The 14,337-nt window shown below is 72.8% G+C and carries 10 protein-coding genes; all 10 read left to right on the top strand.

Annotated elements, in window-relative coordinates; all coding sequences use genetic code 11:
* Position 1: 1 nt before the first annotated feature.
* The 10 genes from ACFYTT_RS19310 to ACFYTT_RS19265 all read left to right on the top strand — a co-directional run bounded on the left by ACFYTT_RS19310 (position 2) and on the right by ACFYTT_RS19265 (position 14,248).
* Positions 2–2,200, top strand: a complete 2,199-nt coding sequence (locus tag ACFYTT_RS19310; protein WP_387260826.1) for a peptidoglycan D,D-transpeptidase FtsI family protein — start codon at positions 2–4, stop codon at positions 2,198–2,200.
* Between the two features lie 336 nt (positions 2,201–2,536).
* Entirely contained in the window at positions 2,537–4,096 is a 1,560-nt protein-coding gene (locus tag ACFYTT_RS19305; protein WP_387260823.1) for a UDP-N-acetylmuramoyl-L-alanyl-D-glutamate--2,6-diaminopimelate ligase, read from the top strand.
* The gene (gene murF / locus ACFYTT_RS19300) at positions 4,093–5,499 is read left to right on the top strand and encodes a UDP-N-acetylmuramoyl-tripeptide--D-alanyl-D-alanine ligase (protein WP_131056877.1); all 1,407 of its coding nucleotides are present in this window, start codon (positions 4,093–4,095) and stop codon (positions 5,497–5,499) included. The genes ACFYTT_RS19305 and murF overlap by 4 nt, the downstream gene beginning before the upstream one ends.
* A complete protein-coding gene (mraY, locus tag ACFYTT_RS19295; protein WP_131056879.1) occupies positions 5,496–6,629 on the top strand; it encodes a phospho-N-acetylmuramoyl-pentapeptide-transferase in 1,134 nt (377 codons plus the stop codon). Before murF ends, mraY begins: the two co-directional genes overlap by 4 nt.
* Positions 6,630–7,161: 532 nt before the next feature.
* Positions 7,162–8,589 carry an FtsW/RodA/SpoVE family cell cycle protein gene (locus tag ACFYTT_RS19290; RefSeq protein WP_176095948.1) on the top strand — a complete coding sequence of 476 codons (1,428 nt, stop codon included), beginning with the start codon at positions 7,162–7,164 and terminating at the stop codon, positions 8,587–8,589.
* Positions 8,589–9,695 carry an undecaprenyldiphospho-muramoylpentapeptide beta-N-acetylglucosaminyltransferase gene (gene murG, locus ACFYTT_RS19285; protein WP_131057404.1) on the top strand — a complete coding sequence of 369 codons (1,107 nt, stop codon included), beginning with the start codon at positions 8,589–8,591 and terminating at the stop codon, positions 9,693–9,695. Before ACFYTT_RS19290 ends, murG begins: the two co-directional genes overlap by 1 nt.
* A gap of 158 nt (positions 9,696–9,853) precedes the next feature.
* Positions 9,854–11,329, top strand: a complete 1,476-nt coding sequence (gene murC, locus ACFYTT_RS19280) for a UDP-N-acetylmuramate--L-alanine ligase (protein WP_387260819.1) — start codon at positions 9,854–9,856, stop codon at positions 11,327–11,329.
* Positions 11,330–11,361: 32 nt separating this feature from the next.
* The gene (locus ACFYTT_RS19275; RefSeq protein ID WP_176095947.1) at positions 11,362–12,141 is read left to right on the top strand and encodes a cell division protein FtsQ/DivIB; all 780 of its coding nucleotides are present in this window, start codon (positions 11,362–11,364) and stop codon (positions 12,139–12,141) included.
* A gap of 241 nt (positions 12,142–12,382) precedes the next feature.
* Complete coding sequence (gene ftsZ / locus ACFYTT_RS19270; protein WP_131054387.1) at positions 12,383–13,495, top strand: cell division protein FtsZ; 1,113 nt, start codon at positions 12,383–12,385, stop codon at positions 13,493–13,495.
* A gap of 9 nt (positions 13,496–13,504) precedes the next feature.
* Complete coding sequence (locus ACFYTT_RS19265; protein ID WP_387260816.1) at positions 13,505–14,248, top strand: YggS family pyridoxal phosphate-dependent enzyme; 744 nt, start codon at positions 13,505–13,507, stop codon at positions 14,246–14,248.
* Positions 14,249–14,337: the final 89 nt, after the last annotated feature.

Below are 14,337 nucleotides of genomic sequence, written 5' to 3'. Positions count from 1 at the left end.
CGTGCCCTCGAGATCAGACGAACCGCGCCGGGACGCCACAGGCTCCCGGCGCGGTTCTTCCCGTAACGGGGGTGCACCGGACGAGCGCGGCGGCGAGCCGGGTATCGGCGGCATCTCCGACGCCCGCGCGTACACCCCCCGGGGGCGCACCGTCCGGGACGGCGGCGGCCGGGCCGAGCAGCGGCGCAGCCCGCGCACCAGCCGGACCCAGGACCCGTTCCGCCCGGCGTTGCAGGTGCTCGACGGCGGACGCTCCGCCGCCACCCGCGCCGGTGCCCGGTCGGGTGCCGCATCCCGGCGGGAGTCCACCGCCGGCAGGACCACCGTGGTCCGGACCGTCACCGACCGCACCCCTCGGGGCGAGGCGCCGGCCGGGACGCCCCGGCGTCGCGTCGGGGGACGGGAGCCGCGCCGGGGCGACCGCCCGGCCGCCCCGCGCCGCCCGGCCCGCAAGGCGCCGCGTCCGCCCCGGCTCGCCGACCCGGGACGCCGGCTGCGGCTGGGTACCGCGCTCGCGTTGGCCCTCTTCGTCGCCATCGGCGTGCGGCTCGTCGTGCTCCAGACCGTCGACACTCCGGCGTACGCCGACGGCGGCATGGCCGACCGGCTGCGAACCGTGCCGCTGCCCGCGCCGCGCGGGGCGATCTTCGACCGCGACGGTGCCGCCCTGGCGCACAGCGTCGAGGCCCGGTACGTCTACGCCGACCCCACCCGGATCGAGGACATCCCGGCGACCGCGCAGACGCTCTCCCCGCTGCTCGGCATGCCCGCTTCGGACCTGGCCGAGAAGATGAAGCCCCGCAAGCGGATCAGTGGCGTCGACTCCCAGTTCGAGTACCTGGCGCGCGGGGTCACCGTGGCCCGGGCCCGGGAGATCATGGAGCTGGGTCTGCCGGGCATCGCCGTGCACCGCGACGAGCGGCGCGAGGTCCCCGGCGGTGACCTGGCCGCCAACCTGATCGGTTTCACCAGCCTGGACATGGTCGGGTTGGAGGGCCTGGAGGCGCGCTACGACGACCTGCTGCACGGCGAGGACGGCCAGCGTGTCTTCGAGGTCGGCCTGGGCGCGTTGGCCGCGCCCATCCCCGGCGGCTACAGCCGCACCACCAAGGCCAAGCCGGGCAGCTCGATCGTGCTCACCATCGACCGTGACCTCCAGTACACGGTGCAGCGGATCCTCAGCGAGCGGATGAAGGCGGTGCAGGGCAGCACGGGTGCCGCGGTGGTGCTCGACGCGCGGACCGGGGAGGTGCTGGCCCAGGCCAGCCATCCCACCTACAACGCGGCGAAACCGCAGGCGAGCGACCCCACCGACCGGGAGGACGCGGCCACCAGCTTCATCGTCGACCCGGGTTCGGTGCACAAGGCGATCACGTTCGGGGCGGCGTTGCAGGAGGGCGTCATCACCAAGGACACCGTCTTCCCGGTCAGCAACGGAATCCGCAAGGGCGACACCTGGTTCCGGGACACGTTCCCGGCGAACGGGAAGCGGATGAGCGTGGCCGGGATGATGGCCCACTCCTCCAACGTCGGCACCATCCAGATCGCCGACCAGCTCGGCCCGGAACGGCTGCTCGACTACCAGCAGCGGTTCGGGCTCGGCAAGCCGACCGGTGTGGGCATGCCCGGCGAGGCGGGCGGGCGACTGCTGCCGGTGCAGGAGTGGAGCGAGTCGTCGCACGGCTCGGTGCCGATCGGGCACAGCGTGGACGCCACGCCGCTGCAGATGGCCGCCGCGTACGCCGCCATCGCCAACGACGGCACGTACGTGCAGCCGAGGCTGGTCAAGGAGACGATCGGGCCGGACGGGAAGCCGACACCGGCCGAGGAACCGGTGACCCGTCAGGTGCTCAGCCCGAAGAACGCCGCCGAGTTGCGGCACATCCTGGAGGCGGTCACCACCGTGGACAACGCCACCGGACTGTCCGCGGCGGTGCCCGGTTACCGGGTGGCGGGCAAGACCGGGACCGGGTGGCGGCTGGTCGAGGGGAAGAAGCAGCCCGGCGAGGTCGCCTCGTTCATCGGGATGGCCCCGGCGGACAAGCCGCAGTACGTGATCGCGGTCTTCGTGCACAGCCCGAGTGGCGGCGGTGGCCGGGTCGCGGCGCCGGCGTTCAAGGAAATGATGACCTTCGCGCTGCGCCATTTCCGGGTGCCGCCGTCGAGTGATCCGGCCCCGAAATTCACCGTGTTCCCGTAACTGTCGTCGACGTCAATCCTCGGGTCACCGGTTCCGTCACCGGTGACCCGAGGAATTGACGTACGCGTATTCGCTGGTGTGCTTTCCGGCCTTTTCGTGGCGACCGTGCCCGGATGCGTCGTCTTTCCGTATCCGTCGTCGGCGGGAATGGTCGTCGACGCCGGAAGTCGTCTGGTCGCGTCCTAACGAGAAGGCGGGCGGTCGCCCTGGGGAGGCGGACGGTCGCCGGGACACCCGCCGGTCGGGTGCCCGATCGGGGCCGTCGGGCGTACGCCTGCCGCATCCACCGGTCGCCACCTGCGGTTCGACTTCGTGCGGCGGAGATTCAGGCGCGCCGTGCGGCCGGACCCGGGCGACCGGGTAGGGTCTGACGCCGTGCGCGGCAATCCTCGTCCCCGTACCGTGACCGGAATCCGGCTCGGTGACCTAGCCGCCCGGCTCGCCGTGGCGCCCTCTACCAGCGCCGATCCGGTGGTGACCGGGGCAACCCATGCCAGTCAGGAGGTCCGACCCGGCGACCTGTACGCGGCCCTGCCCGGCGCCCGCCGGCACGGCGCGGAGTTCGCCGCCGGTGCGGCCCAGGCCGGCGCGGTCGCCGTGCTGACCGACCCGGCCGGGGCCGAGCCGGCCGCCGGCACCGGACTGCCGGTCCTGGTGGTCGACGACCCGCGTGCGGCGCTCGGCCCGGTCGCCTCGACGATCTACGGCGACCCGACCGCGCACCTGCTGACGATCGGGGTGACCGGCACCGCCGGGAAGACCTCCACCGCCTACCTCGTCGAGTCCGGGCTGCGCGCCGCCGGCCACACCACCGGCCTGATCGGCACAGTCGAGACGCGCCTGGGCGACCTCGTGGTGGACAGCGTGCGGACCACGCCGGAGGCCACCGACCTGCACGCGATGCTCGCCGCCGCCCGCGAGCGGGGCGTCACCGCGGTGGTCATGGAGGTCTCCAGCCACGCCCTGGCGATGGGCCGGGTCGGCGGGGTGCGGTTCGGCGTCGGCGGCTGGACCAACTTCGGCTCCGACCACCTGGACTTCCACGCCGACGCCGAGGACTACTTCGCGGCCAAGGCGCGCCTCTTCGACGGGCGCTGCGCGGTGGAGGTGCTCAACCGCGACGACCCGGCGCTGGAACCGCTCTTCACCCCGGCCACGGTCAGCTACTCGGCGGCCGGTGACCCGACCGCCACGTGGTGGGCCGAGAAGGTCGACGGCGACGGGTACGCCCAGCGCTTCACCGTGCACGGCCCGGACGGGCTGACGCTGCCCGCCGGGGTGGCGCTGCCCGGCCGGCACAACGTGGCGAACGCCCTACTGGCCATCGCGACCCTGGTCGCCGCCGGAGTCGAGCCGGTGACCGCCGCCGAGGGGGTGGCCGCCTGCGGTGGCGTACCCGGGCGTCTGGAGTCGGTGGGCGTGGCCGGCGGGGTACGCGGGGTGGTCGACTACGCACACAAGACCGACGCCGTGGTGGCCGCGCTGGCCGCACTGCGCGGACTCAGCGCCGGCCGGCTGATCTGTGTGATCGGTGCGGGCGGCGACCGGGATCGGGGCAAGCGGCCCCTGATGGGTGCCGCTGCCGCGGAGGGAGCCGACGTGGTCGTGGTGACCGACGACAACCCGCGTACCGAGGAGCCGTCGGCGATCCGCGCCGAGGTGCTCGCCGGTGCCCACCAGGCCGGTACGGCGGCCCGGATCGTCGAGGTGGCCGGGCGTCGCGCGGCGATCGACGAGGCGGTCCGGCTGGCCGAGCCGCAGGACGTGGTGGCGCTGCTGGGCAAGGGGCACGAACGCGGCCAGGAGATCGCCGGCGAGACGTACCCGTTCGACGACCGGACGGAGCTCGCCGACGCGCTGCGGGCCCGCTTCGGGGACCTGGCGGGGCAGCGGTGATCGCGCTCAGCCTGGCCGAGGTCGCCTCAGCCGTCGACGGTCGACTGGTCGACGCCGACCCCGACGCGCGGATCACCGGCAGCGTCGAGTTCGACTCGCGCAAGGTCGCCGCCGGTGGACTGTTCGTCGCGTTCGACGGGGAGAAGGTCGACGGGCACGACTACGCGGCGGCGGCCGTGGCGGACGGCGCGGTGGCGGTGCTGGGCACCCGCGAGGTGCCCGGCGTACCGATGATCGTGGTCGCCGACGCGTTGACCGCGATGGGTCGGCTGGCCCGGACCGTGGTGGACCGGCTGCCGGAGCTGACCGTGATCGGGTTGACCGGTTCCTCCGGCAAGACCACCACCAAGGACCTGATCGCCCAGCTCACCGCGCGCCTCGGCGAGACGGTGGCGCCGCCCGGCTCGTTCAACAACGAGCTGGGGCACCCGTACACGGCGTTGCAGGCCGGGCCGACGACGCGCTACCTGGTGATGGAGAAGGGCGCGCGGGGCATCGGCCACGTGCGCTACCTCTGCGAGGTGGCACCGCCGCGCATCTCCGTGGTGCTCAACGTCGGGGTGTCGCACATCGGGGAGTTCGGCTCCCAGGAGAACATCGCCGTGGCCAAGGGCGAACTGGTGGAGTCGCTGCCGGCCGACGGCCTGGCGGTACTCAACGCCGACGACCCGCTGGTCGACGCGATGGCGAGCCGTACGGTGGCCCGGGTGGTCCGCTACGGCGAGGCGGCGCACGCCGACATCCGGGCCGAGGACGTGACGCTGGACGAGCGCGGCCGGCCGTCGTACACCCTGGTGACGCCGGAGGGCGACGCGCCGGTGCGGCTCGGGCTCACCGGACGGCACCAGGTCTCCAACAGCCTGGCCGCCGCGGCGGTGGCCCGGGAACTGGGCATGCCGTTGACCGAGCTGGCCGTCGCGCTGGGCGCGCTCGGGCTGGTCTCGACCCGTCGGATGGACGTCTTCGAACGCACCGACGGGGTGACCGTGATCGACGACTCATACAACGCCAACCCGGCGTCGATGGCGGTGGCGCTGCGTGCGCTCGCCGGCATCGGCAGCGGGAGGCGTACCGTCGCGGTGCTCGGCTACATGGCCGAGCTGGGTGACTTCGAGACGCAGGGGCACGCCGACATGGGCCGTCTCGCGGCCGAGCTGGGCGTCGCCCGGCTGCTGGTGGTCGGTGAGGCCGCGGCGCCGATTCACCACGGGGCGACATCGGTAGGTGACTGGGGAGGAGAGTCGGTGCTGCTCACCGATCAGGCGGCGGCCGTCGAGGTGCTGCGAAGCGAGCTACGGCAGGGCGATGTCGTCCTGGTGAAGGGCTCTCGGTACCGGACCTGGGAGGTGGCCGACGCGCTGCGCGTCGACGTGGCCGCAGACGGCGAGGGTGACGCTTCGTGAGAGCGGTCATCGTGGCCATCGGGGTGGCCTTCCTCGTCTCGCTGTTCTGCACCCCGATCGCGATCAAGGTGTTCACCCGGCTCAAGGCCGGCCAGCCGATCCGGGCCGAGGGCCCGCAGATGCACCAGGGCAAGAAGGGCACCCCGACCATGGGCGGGGTGGTGTTCATCCTGGCCACCGTGATCGCGTACGTGGCCGGCCACCTGGCTCTGACCACCCTGCCGGACGCGCAGATCGCCCAGGTCGAGCCGACCATCACCGCGCTGGTGCTGCTGGGCCTGATGGTCTTCTGCGGCGCGGTCGGCTTCGTCGACGACTTCCTGAAGGTGCGCAAGCGGCACAGCGGCGGATTGAGCGCCCGGGGCAAGCTGCTCGGCCAGATCCTGGTCGGCGCGCTGTTCGGGGTCGTGGCGCTCTATTTCCCGTCCACCATGACCGACGCCAGCGGCGAGGTGACCAACACCGAGACCGTCGGCAGCACGACGCTCAGCTTCATCCGGGACATCCCGGCGCTGGACGTCACCAAGATCGGCGCGGTGGTCATCTTCATCTTCGTGGTGATGGCGGCGACCAACGGCGTCAACCTCACCGACGGCCTCGACGGCCTGGCCACCGGCGCCTCGGTGATGGTGCTCGGCGCGTACGCGGTGATCGCGTTCTGGCAGTACCGGCACTGGTGCGCCGACCCGTCGTACACCGCCAACCCGAACAACTACTGCTACGCGGTCCGGGATCCGCTGGAGATCGCGTTGATCGCCGGTGCCGCCGCCGGTGCCTGTGTCGGCTTCCTCTGGTGGAACACCTCACCGGCCCGGATCTTCATGGGCGACACCGGTGCGCTCGGCCTGGGTGGCCTGATCGCCGGCATGGCGATGTCCACCCGGACGGTGCTGCTGCTCCCGATCATCGGTGGGCTCTTCGTGATCATCACGATGTCCGTGGTGATCCAGATCATCTCCTTCAAGACCACCGGCAAGCGGGTGTTCCGGATGTCGCCGCTGCAACACCACTTCGAGCTGGCCGGGTGGAGCGAGGTCAACATCGTGGTCCGGTTCTGGATCATCGCCGGCATCGGTGTCGCCATCGCCCTGGGCCTCTTCTACAGCGACTTCCTCGCCAACATGGGCTGACCCCCCACCCCCGCCCCACCCGCCCCACCCCTCCCTCGCGGCCTTCCCCGCCGACCTCGCCCCCGCGATCATGGAGTCGTGGTATGGACGAATGCGTCCGTACCGGCATGAAACGCCGACCACTACTCCATGATCGCGGGGGCGAGCGGGCGGGCGGGGCGAGGGGGCGGGCGGGGACGAGCGGGCGGGGGTGGCGGAGGGTGATCGGTGGGCGGCGGAGTGTGGTTGAACGCACGTTCGACACGCCGACCAGCCGGTACCGCCGGTGTCAGGTCCCCGGAGCGGCGATGATGGCGCTGTGGGGGAGGTGCGAGAAGACGACGGCGCGCGGTCGACCCGACGGTCGTCCCGGGTAGGAACCACCGGGGGATCGTCTGCGGCGGTCGGAACCGAGGACGCGGTGCGACCCGGTGGATCGGGAGCGGCCGGCGGCACGCGCGCGGCCGGGGCCGCGACAGCCGGGGCGGGTACCGGTCGTGCCGGCGGGTCCGGTGCGTCCGGCGAGACGCCGGGTGGTGGGCCGTGGCGTGGCCTGGACGCGGTGGGCGGGCTCGCCGCGCTGCGTGGCCTGCTCTCCCGGCCGCTGGCCTCCTACCATCTGCTGCTCGCCAGCGCCGGACTGCTGCTGCTGATCGGCCTGACGATGGTCTTCTCGGCCACCAGCGTGCGCGACTACGCGCAGGGCGGCAGCGCCTCGACGTCGCTGACCAGGCAGGCGATCTTCGCGGTGATCGGCATCGTGGTGTTCTGGGCCTGCCAGCGGCTGCCCGCCAGCACCTACCGGTCGCTGGGTCGGCCGGCGCTGGCCGTCTCGGTGGCACTGCTGGTGGTGCTGAACCTGCTGGAGGCGTACGGGCGGTTGACCGACGGCGAGCCCCGGATCGGCCCGCTGGAGGCCGACCTGCTCTGGCTGTACGTGTTCGGGTTCGGCCTGCAACCCTCCGAGCTGGCGAAGTTCGCCCTGGTGCTGTGGGGGGCGTACGTGTTGGCCCGCAAGGGCGCGGCGCTGGGCTGGTGGCGGGAGCTGGCCACCCCGCTGTTCCCGGTGGTGGCCCTGATGTTCGTCCTGGTCGGCTACAACGACCTGGGCAGCATGCTCTGCCTGCTGGCCCTGGTGGTCGGCCTGCTCTGGGCGGCCGGGGTGCGGTTGCGGATCTTCGCCGCGCTCGGCGCGATCGGCCTGGCCGGCATCGGCCTGTTGGTCGCGGTGGCCTCGCTCGGCGCCGGCTCCGGCGTACGCGGTGAGGAGAACTACCGGCTCGCCCGGCTCACCGTCTTCTTCAACCCGCCGCCGCTGGACGACTGCCGCGACGCGCTCTGCTACCAGATGGTCCAGGCGCGCTACGCCATCGCCAACGGCGGCTGGTTCGGCACCGGGCTGGGGCAGGGGCGCACCAAGTGGGCCTGGTTGCCGGCGGCCGAGAACGACTTCATCTTCGCGGTCATCGCCGAGGAACTCGGGGTGGTCGGCTGCGCGGTGGTGGTGGTGCTGTTCGCCGTGCTCGCCTACACCGGCCTGCGGATCGCCCGCCGCGTGGACGACCCGTTCCGCCGGCTGGCCGCCGCCGGGGCCACCGCGTGGCTGGTCGGCCAGGCGTTCATCAACATGGGTGGCGTGATCGGCCTGCTGCCGCTGACCGGTGTGCCGCTGCCGTTCATCTCCGACGGCGGCAGCGCCCTGGTCGTCACGCTCGCGGCGGTCGGCATGCTGGCCTCGTTCGCCCGGGCGGAACCCGATGCGGCCCGGGCCCTGCATGCCCGTCCGCCGGCCCGGTGGGTCCGACTAGTGTGGGCTCCGTTGCCGCCGCTTCCCGGCCGACGCCGCCGCGCGGCGCCGCCGACGGCTGCCCGTGGGTCCGTACCCCAGGCACGCAAGCGGCGCAGTGACGACCAGGCCGCACCGCGTGGCACCCGGGAGGGCCGGGGCCGTGGCGGGTCGGCGGACGAGAGGAGACGTTGATGGGTCCGCTGCGTTCGGTGGTGCTCGCAGGAGGTGGCACCGGGGGGCACATCTACCCGCTGCTCGCCTTCGCCGACTGCCTGCGCCGACACGACCCCGGCGTCCGGATCACCTGCCTCGGCACACCCAAGGGCCTGGAGAACGAGCTGATCCCGCCGGCCGGCTACGACCTGCGCAACATCCCGGCCTACCAGCTGCCCCGGTCGGTCAACCTGAACCTGGTCCGTACCCCGGGCCGGATGTGGACGGCGGCCCGCGCGGCCGGCAAGGTGATCGACGAGGTGCGCGCCGACGCGGTGGTCGGCTTCGGCGGGTACGTGTCGGTGCCGGCGTACCTGGCCGCGTGGCGGCGGGAGCTGCCCATCGTGATCCACGAGGTGAACGTGCCACCGGGGGTGGCCAACCGGCTGGGCATGAAGTTCACCAAGCACATCGCGGTGGGTTTCCCACACCAGCCGGCCCAGGCCGAGTCGCTGCGTGACGCCCGGGTGGTCGGGGTGCCGCTGCGCCGGGCCATCGCCGGGCTGGACCGGGCCGCCATGCGCAACGCCGCCCGCGCCCACTTCGGACTCCGTCCCGACCTGCCGGTGCTGTTCGTCGCCGGTGGATCGCAGGGCGCCCGCTCGATCAACCTGGCGGTGGCCGGGGCGGCCAAGGAGTTGGCCCGCAACGGCATCCAGGTGCTGCACGTGATGGGCGCCCGTAACGAGCCGGTGCCGGTCCCGACCGACCTCCCGGTGCCGTACGTGAGCCTGCCGTACCTCTCCGACATGGATGCCGGGTACGCCGCCGCGGACCTGATGCTGGGCCGGGGCGGGGCGATGACCTGTGCCGAGGTGGCCGCGATCGGCCTGCCGACCATCTACGTGCCGTACCCGCACAGCAACCAGGAGCAGAAGCGCAACGCGTTGCCGGTGGTGGAGGCCGGTGGCGGCCTGCTGGTCGACGACGCGGAGCTGACCCCGGACTGGCTGGAGCGGACGGTGATCCCGCTGGTCCGCGACCCGCAGCGGCTGCACGCGATGAGTGAGGCCGCCGCCGGGTACGGCCGGCGCGACGGCGACGAGGCGCTGCTGAACTTCGTCTACGAGGCGGTGAACCGGTGAACCGGCCGGAGTCGCGAACGAAAGGGTGGCTCCGGTGAGCGCGAGGAGTGAGCCGGGGTTGCGAGCCCCGGAGTCGCGAACGAAAGGGTGGCTCCGGTGAGCGCGAGGAGTGAGCCGGGGTTGCGAGCCCCGGAGTCGCGAACGAAAGGGTGGCTCAGATGACCACGTTCAGCCCGGCCGGCACGCTGACCGCCGAGGACCTGGGCCACATCCACCTGATCGGGGTGGGTGGCGTCGGGATGAGCGGTCTGGCCCGGCTCTTCCTGACCCGGGGTCTGCCGGTCTCCGGAAGTGAGCTGCGGGAGTGGCCGTCCCTGGCGGGCCTGCGGGCGCTCGGCGGGACGATCCACATGACCCACGAGGCGACCAACCTGGACGGTGTGGACACCGTCGTGTACTCCTCGGCGATCCCCGCCGACCATCTGGAGATGGTCGAGGCACGGGAGCGCGGGCTGCGGGTGCTGCACCGGTCGGAGGCGCTCGCGGCGGCGATGACGGGCCGGCGCACGGTGGCGGTGGCGGGTACGCACGGCAAGACCACCACCACCTCCATGGTCACCATGGTGTTGCAGCGGGCCGGCACCGATCCGTCCTTCGTGATCGGTGGGGAGATCTCCGAGGGCGGCTCCGGCGCGCACCACGGCACCGGCGAGTACTTCGTGGTCGAGGCGGACGAGAGCGACCGCTCGTTCCTCATCTACCGGCCGTTCGTCTCGATCATCACGAACGTCGAGGCCGACCACCTGAACACCTACGGCGACCTGGCCACCCTGGAGGCGGCCTTCGCCGAGTTCGCCCGGCTCACCGACCCGGCGGGCTTCGTCATCACGTGTGCCGACGACCCGGGTGGTCGGCGGCTGGCGGCCACGCTGCGCGCCGAGGGGCGTCGGGTGTACACCTACGGCGAGGCCGACGACGCCGACCTGCGGCTGAGCGACATCGCGTCGTCGGCCCAGGGGGTGCGCTACCGGGCGCACATCGACGGCCGGTCGCTGGGCGAGTTCCGGCTGCCGGTGCCGGGTCGGCACATGGGGCTCAACAGCGCCTCGGCGGTGCTGGCGACGTACCTGCTGGAGCTGCCGCTGACGGCGGCCGAGGCGGCGCTGGCGGCCTTCCCCGGCGTACGCCGACGGTTCGAGCGCAAGGGCGTGGTGGACGGGGTGCTCGTCTACGACGAGTACGCCTACCACCCCACCTCGATGACGTTGGCTCTGCAGACGTTGCGGGAGGTGGCCGGCGAGGGGCGGCTGATCGTCGTCTTCCAGCCCTACCGGCTCTACCGCACCCGTGATCTGCAGGCGGAGATCGCCGAGGCGCTCGCGATCGCCGACGAGCTGGTGCTGCTGGAGGTCTTCGGCCCGGGGGAGCTGCGCGGCCCGGGCGAGGGGTCGGCGGCGCTGATCGAGGCGGTGGCGCTGCCGTCGGGGCAGAAGGTCTTCGTCGACTCGTGGGAGGACGCGCCGGTGGAGGTGGCCCGGCGGGCCCGCCCCGGTGACGTGGTGGTGACGATGGGCGCCCCGCCGATCTCGCTGATGGGCGACGAGCTGCTGGTCGTGCTGACCGCGCGGGCCGCCGGTCCGCAGGTGGTGGCCGGTGGTGGCGCGGTTGTCGGCGTGGACCGTACGGCGGAATGAGTCCCGGCCCGGCGCGCGGGCGCGGCACCGGTGTGGACGGCGGCGGAGGTCGCCGTCCCACCCGACGGTGGCAGCTGGTCCGGGCCGGCCGGGACGCGGTACCCGCCTCCACCCGGCGGTTCATGGCCCGGGCCCGGCGGCGGCGGATGCGCGCCGCGCTGCCCTGGGCGGTGGCCGGTGGCGTGCTGGCCCTCGCCGGTCTGGTCGCCTGGACGCTGCTCGGCACCGGCCTGTTCGGAGTACGCGAGATGCGGGTGGAGGGCGCCGAGCTGGTCACCTCCGTGCAGGTGCGGGACGCGGCCGCGGTGCCCGACGGCGCGCCGCTGGCCCGGGTGGACCTGACCGAGCTGGCGGCGCGGATCGGCACGCTGCCGCCGGTGGAGCGGGTCACCGTGCACCGGGACTGGCCGGACGGGCTGGTGGTGCGGCTGACGGAACGGACCGGTGTGGCGGTGGTGCCGCGCGGGCAGCAGTTCGACGTGATCGACGCGGCCGGGGTGGCGTTCCGGACGGTGCCGCAGCGCCCGGACGGCCTGCCGCTGCTGCGCCTGGCCGCCGCCGGGCCGGACGATCCGGACACCCGGGCGGGGCTGACGGTGCTCGGCGAGCTCACCCCAGAGTTGCGTGGTGAGCTGACCGAGGTCCGGGTGGAGGGGCTGGCCCGGATCAGTGTTCTGCTGCGTGACGACCGCACGGTGTTCTGGGGTGACGCGACACGCGGGGCGGACAAGGCCCGGGTCGCCACCGCGCTCCTACGCGAGGAGGCCGACCGGATCGACGTCAGCGCGCCGGACGTGGTCACCTTCCGGTGAGTGGCCGGTCAGGCTGTGAAGCGTCCCGCTCCACGGGCGACACGCCGGAAAGGTCCTTGGCACATCGCTCGGCTGCGCTTACGTTGCCCGGAAGAGGATCAGTGGTTGACATAACTGTAACCCTCTAGTAGAGGGTGAGGGTTTGCCTCGCGACCTCGCTGGTGACAGCCGAGTCGACCGCAGGTCTGGCCACGCCGAAGCCGGTCGGGGAGCAGCCAATCTCGAGGGGAAAGGACCGGAGATGACACCTCCGCACAACTACCTGGCGGTCATCAAGGTCGTCGGCATCGGGGGCGGCGGCGTCAACGCCGTCAACCGGATGATCGAGGTTGGGCTCAAGGGCGTCGAGTTCATCGCGATCAACACGGACGCGCAGGCGTTGCTGATGAGCGACGCCGACGTGAAGCTCGACGTCGGTCGCGAACTGACCCGGGGCCTCGGCGCCGGGGCCAACCCGGACGTCGGAAAGAACGCCGCCGAGGACCACCGCGACGAGATCGAGGAGGTGCTCAAGGGCGCCGACATGGTCTTCGTCACCTGCGGCGAGGGCGGCGGCACCGGCACCGGTGGCGCGCCGGTGGTGGCGAACATCGCCCGCAAGCTGGGCGCGCTGACCATCGGCGTGGTGACGCGCCCGTTCTCCTTCGAGGGCAAGCGCCGTCAGGTGCAGGCCGAGGCCGGCATCGACGAGCTGCGCAACCAGTGCGACACCCTGATCGTCATCCCCAACGACCGGCTGCTGGCCCTCGGCGACCGCAACATCAGCATGATGGACGCGTTCCGCACCGCCGACCAGGTGCTGCTCTCCGGTGTCCAGGGCATCACCGACCTGATCACCACGCCGGGTCTGATCAACCTGGACTTCGCGGACGTCAAGAGCGTGATGAGCGGCGCGGGCAGCGCGCTGATGGGCATCGGCAGCGCGCGCGGCGAGAACCGCGCCGTGGAGGCCGCCGAGGCGGCCATCTCCAGCCCGCTGCTGGAGCAGAGCATGGACGGCGCGCGAGGCGTGCTGCTCTCCATCGCGGGCGGCTCCGACCTGGGGCTGTTCGAGATCAACGACGCCGCTCAGCTGGTCACCGACGCGGCGCACCCGGACGCCAACATCATCTTCGGTGCGGTGATCGATGACGCCCTCGGTGACGAGGTGCGGGTGACCGTGATAGCCGCCGGCTTCGACGGTGGCACTCCGGCGTACAAGGCGGCCGAGCCGACGCGCAAGACCAACCAGAACCAGCCGACGCAGCCGAGCACCCCGGTCGTGTCGCCCGCCGTGCCGGCACCACCGCAGTCGCCGCGTCGGGTGCTGTTCGACGACGTCGACGTGCCCGACTTCCTCAAGAACGGGTCCTGAGCGGCGCCGATGACCGACAGCCCCGCACTGGTGCGGCCCGACCGGCGCGCCGAACTCGCCGCCGGGCTGGCCCGGGTACGCGCCCGCATCGCCGACGCGTGCGCAGCCTCGGGCCGGGATCGGGCCGACGTGACGATGATCGCGGTGACCAAGACGTACCCGGCCGCCGACGTGGTCGCGCTGGCCGGGCTCGGCGTGACAGACGTGGGCGAGAACCGCGACCAGGAGGCGGCCCCGAAAGCCGCCGAGGTCGCCGCGGCCGGTGCCGCGCCCCGCTGGCACTTCGTCGGTCGGCTGCAACGCAACAAGGTCAAGTCGGTGCTGCGGTACGCCGACATGGTCCAGTCCGTCGACAGCGTACGGCTGGCGTCCACGGTGGCCGCCGCAGCCGCCGGACGGGACCGGCCGTTGGAGGTGTTGGTGCAGGTCAGCATCGACGGCGACCCGTCCAGGGGCGGTGCGGTGCCCTCCTGCGCCGACCCGGACCTCGGGCTCGGCCCGGTCACCGAGGCGGTGGCCGCCGCCGATGGTCTGCGGCTGTCCGGGCTGATGGCGGTGGCGCCGCTGGGCTGGGAGCCGGAGCGGGCGTTCGCCCGGCTGGCCGACCTCGCCGCGGAGGTGCGCGCCACACATCCGGGTGCCACGGTGCTCTCGGCGGGCATGAGCGGCGACCTGGAGGCGGCGATCGGCCACGGCGCGACACATGTCCGCGTCGGGAGCGCGTTGCTCGGAATGCGTCCCACGCTGCGGTAGCCTGGCCGCGAGGGAAGCAAATTACATCAGTGTTGTTTGCGGGAACGGCCTTCCTCGCCACGGGGGGCGTGACGTGCAACGCGAATTGC

The organism is Micromonospora sp. NPDC003816 (assembly GCF_042874705.1).
Classification (GTDB): Bacteria; Actinomycetota; Actinomycetes; order Mycobacteriales; family Micromonosporaceae; genus Micromonospora.
This window is presented reverse-complemented; position numbering and strand designations above follow the sequence as displayed.

What these genes read in the sequence shown, in the direction of transcription:
- murG (WP_131057404.1), top strand. Translation starts at nt 8,589, where the DNA reads ATGGGTCCGCTGCGTTCGGTGGTGCTCGCAGGAGGTGGCACCGGGGGG.
- murC (WP_387260819.1), top strand. Translation starts at nt 9,854, where the DNA reads ATGACCACGTTCAGCCCGGCCGGCACGCTGACCGCCGAGGACCTGGGC.
- ftsZ (WP_131054387.1), top strand. Translation starts at nt 12,383, where the DNA reads ATGACACCTCCGCACAACTACCTGGCGGTCATCAAGGTCGTCGGCATC.
- ACFYTT_RS19265 (WP_387260816.1), top strand. Translation starts at nt 13,505, where the DNA reads ATGACCGACAGCCCCGCACTGGTGCGGCCCGACCGGCGCGCCGAACTC.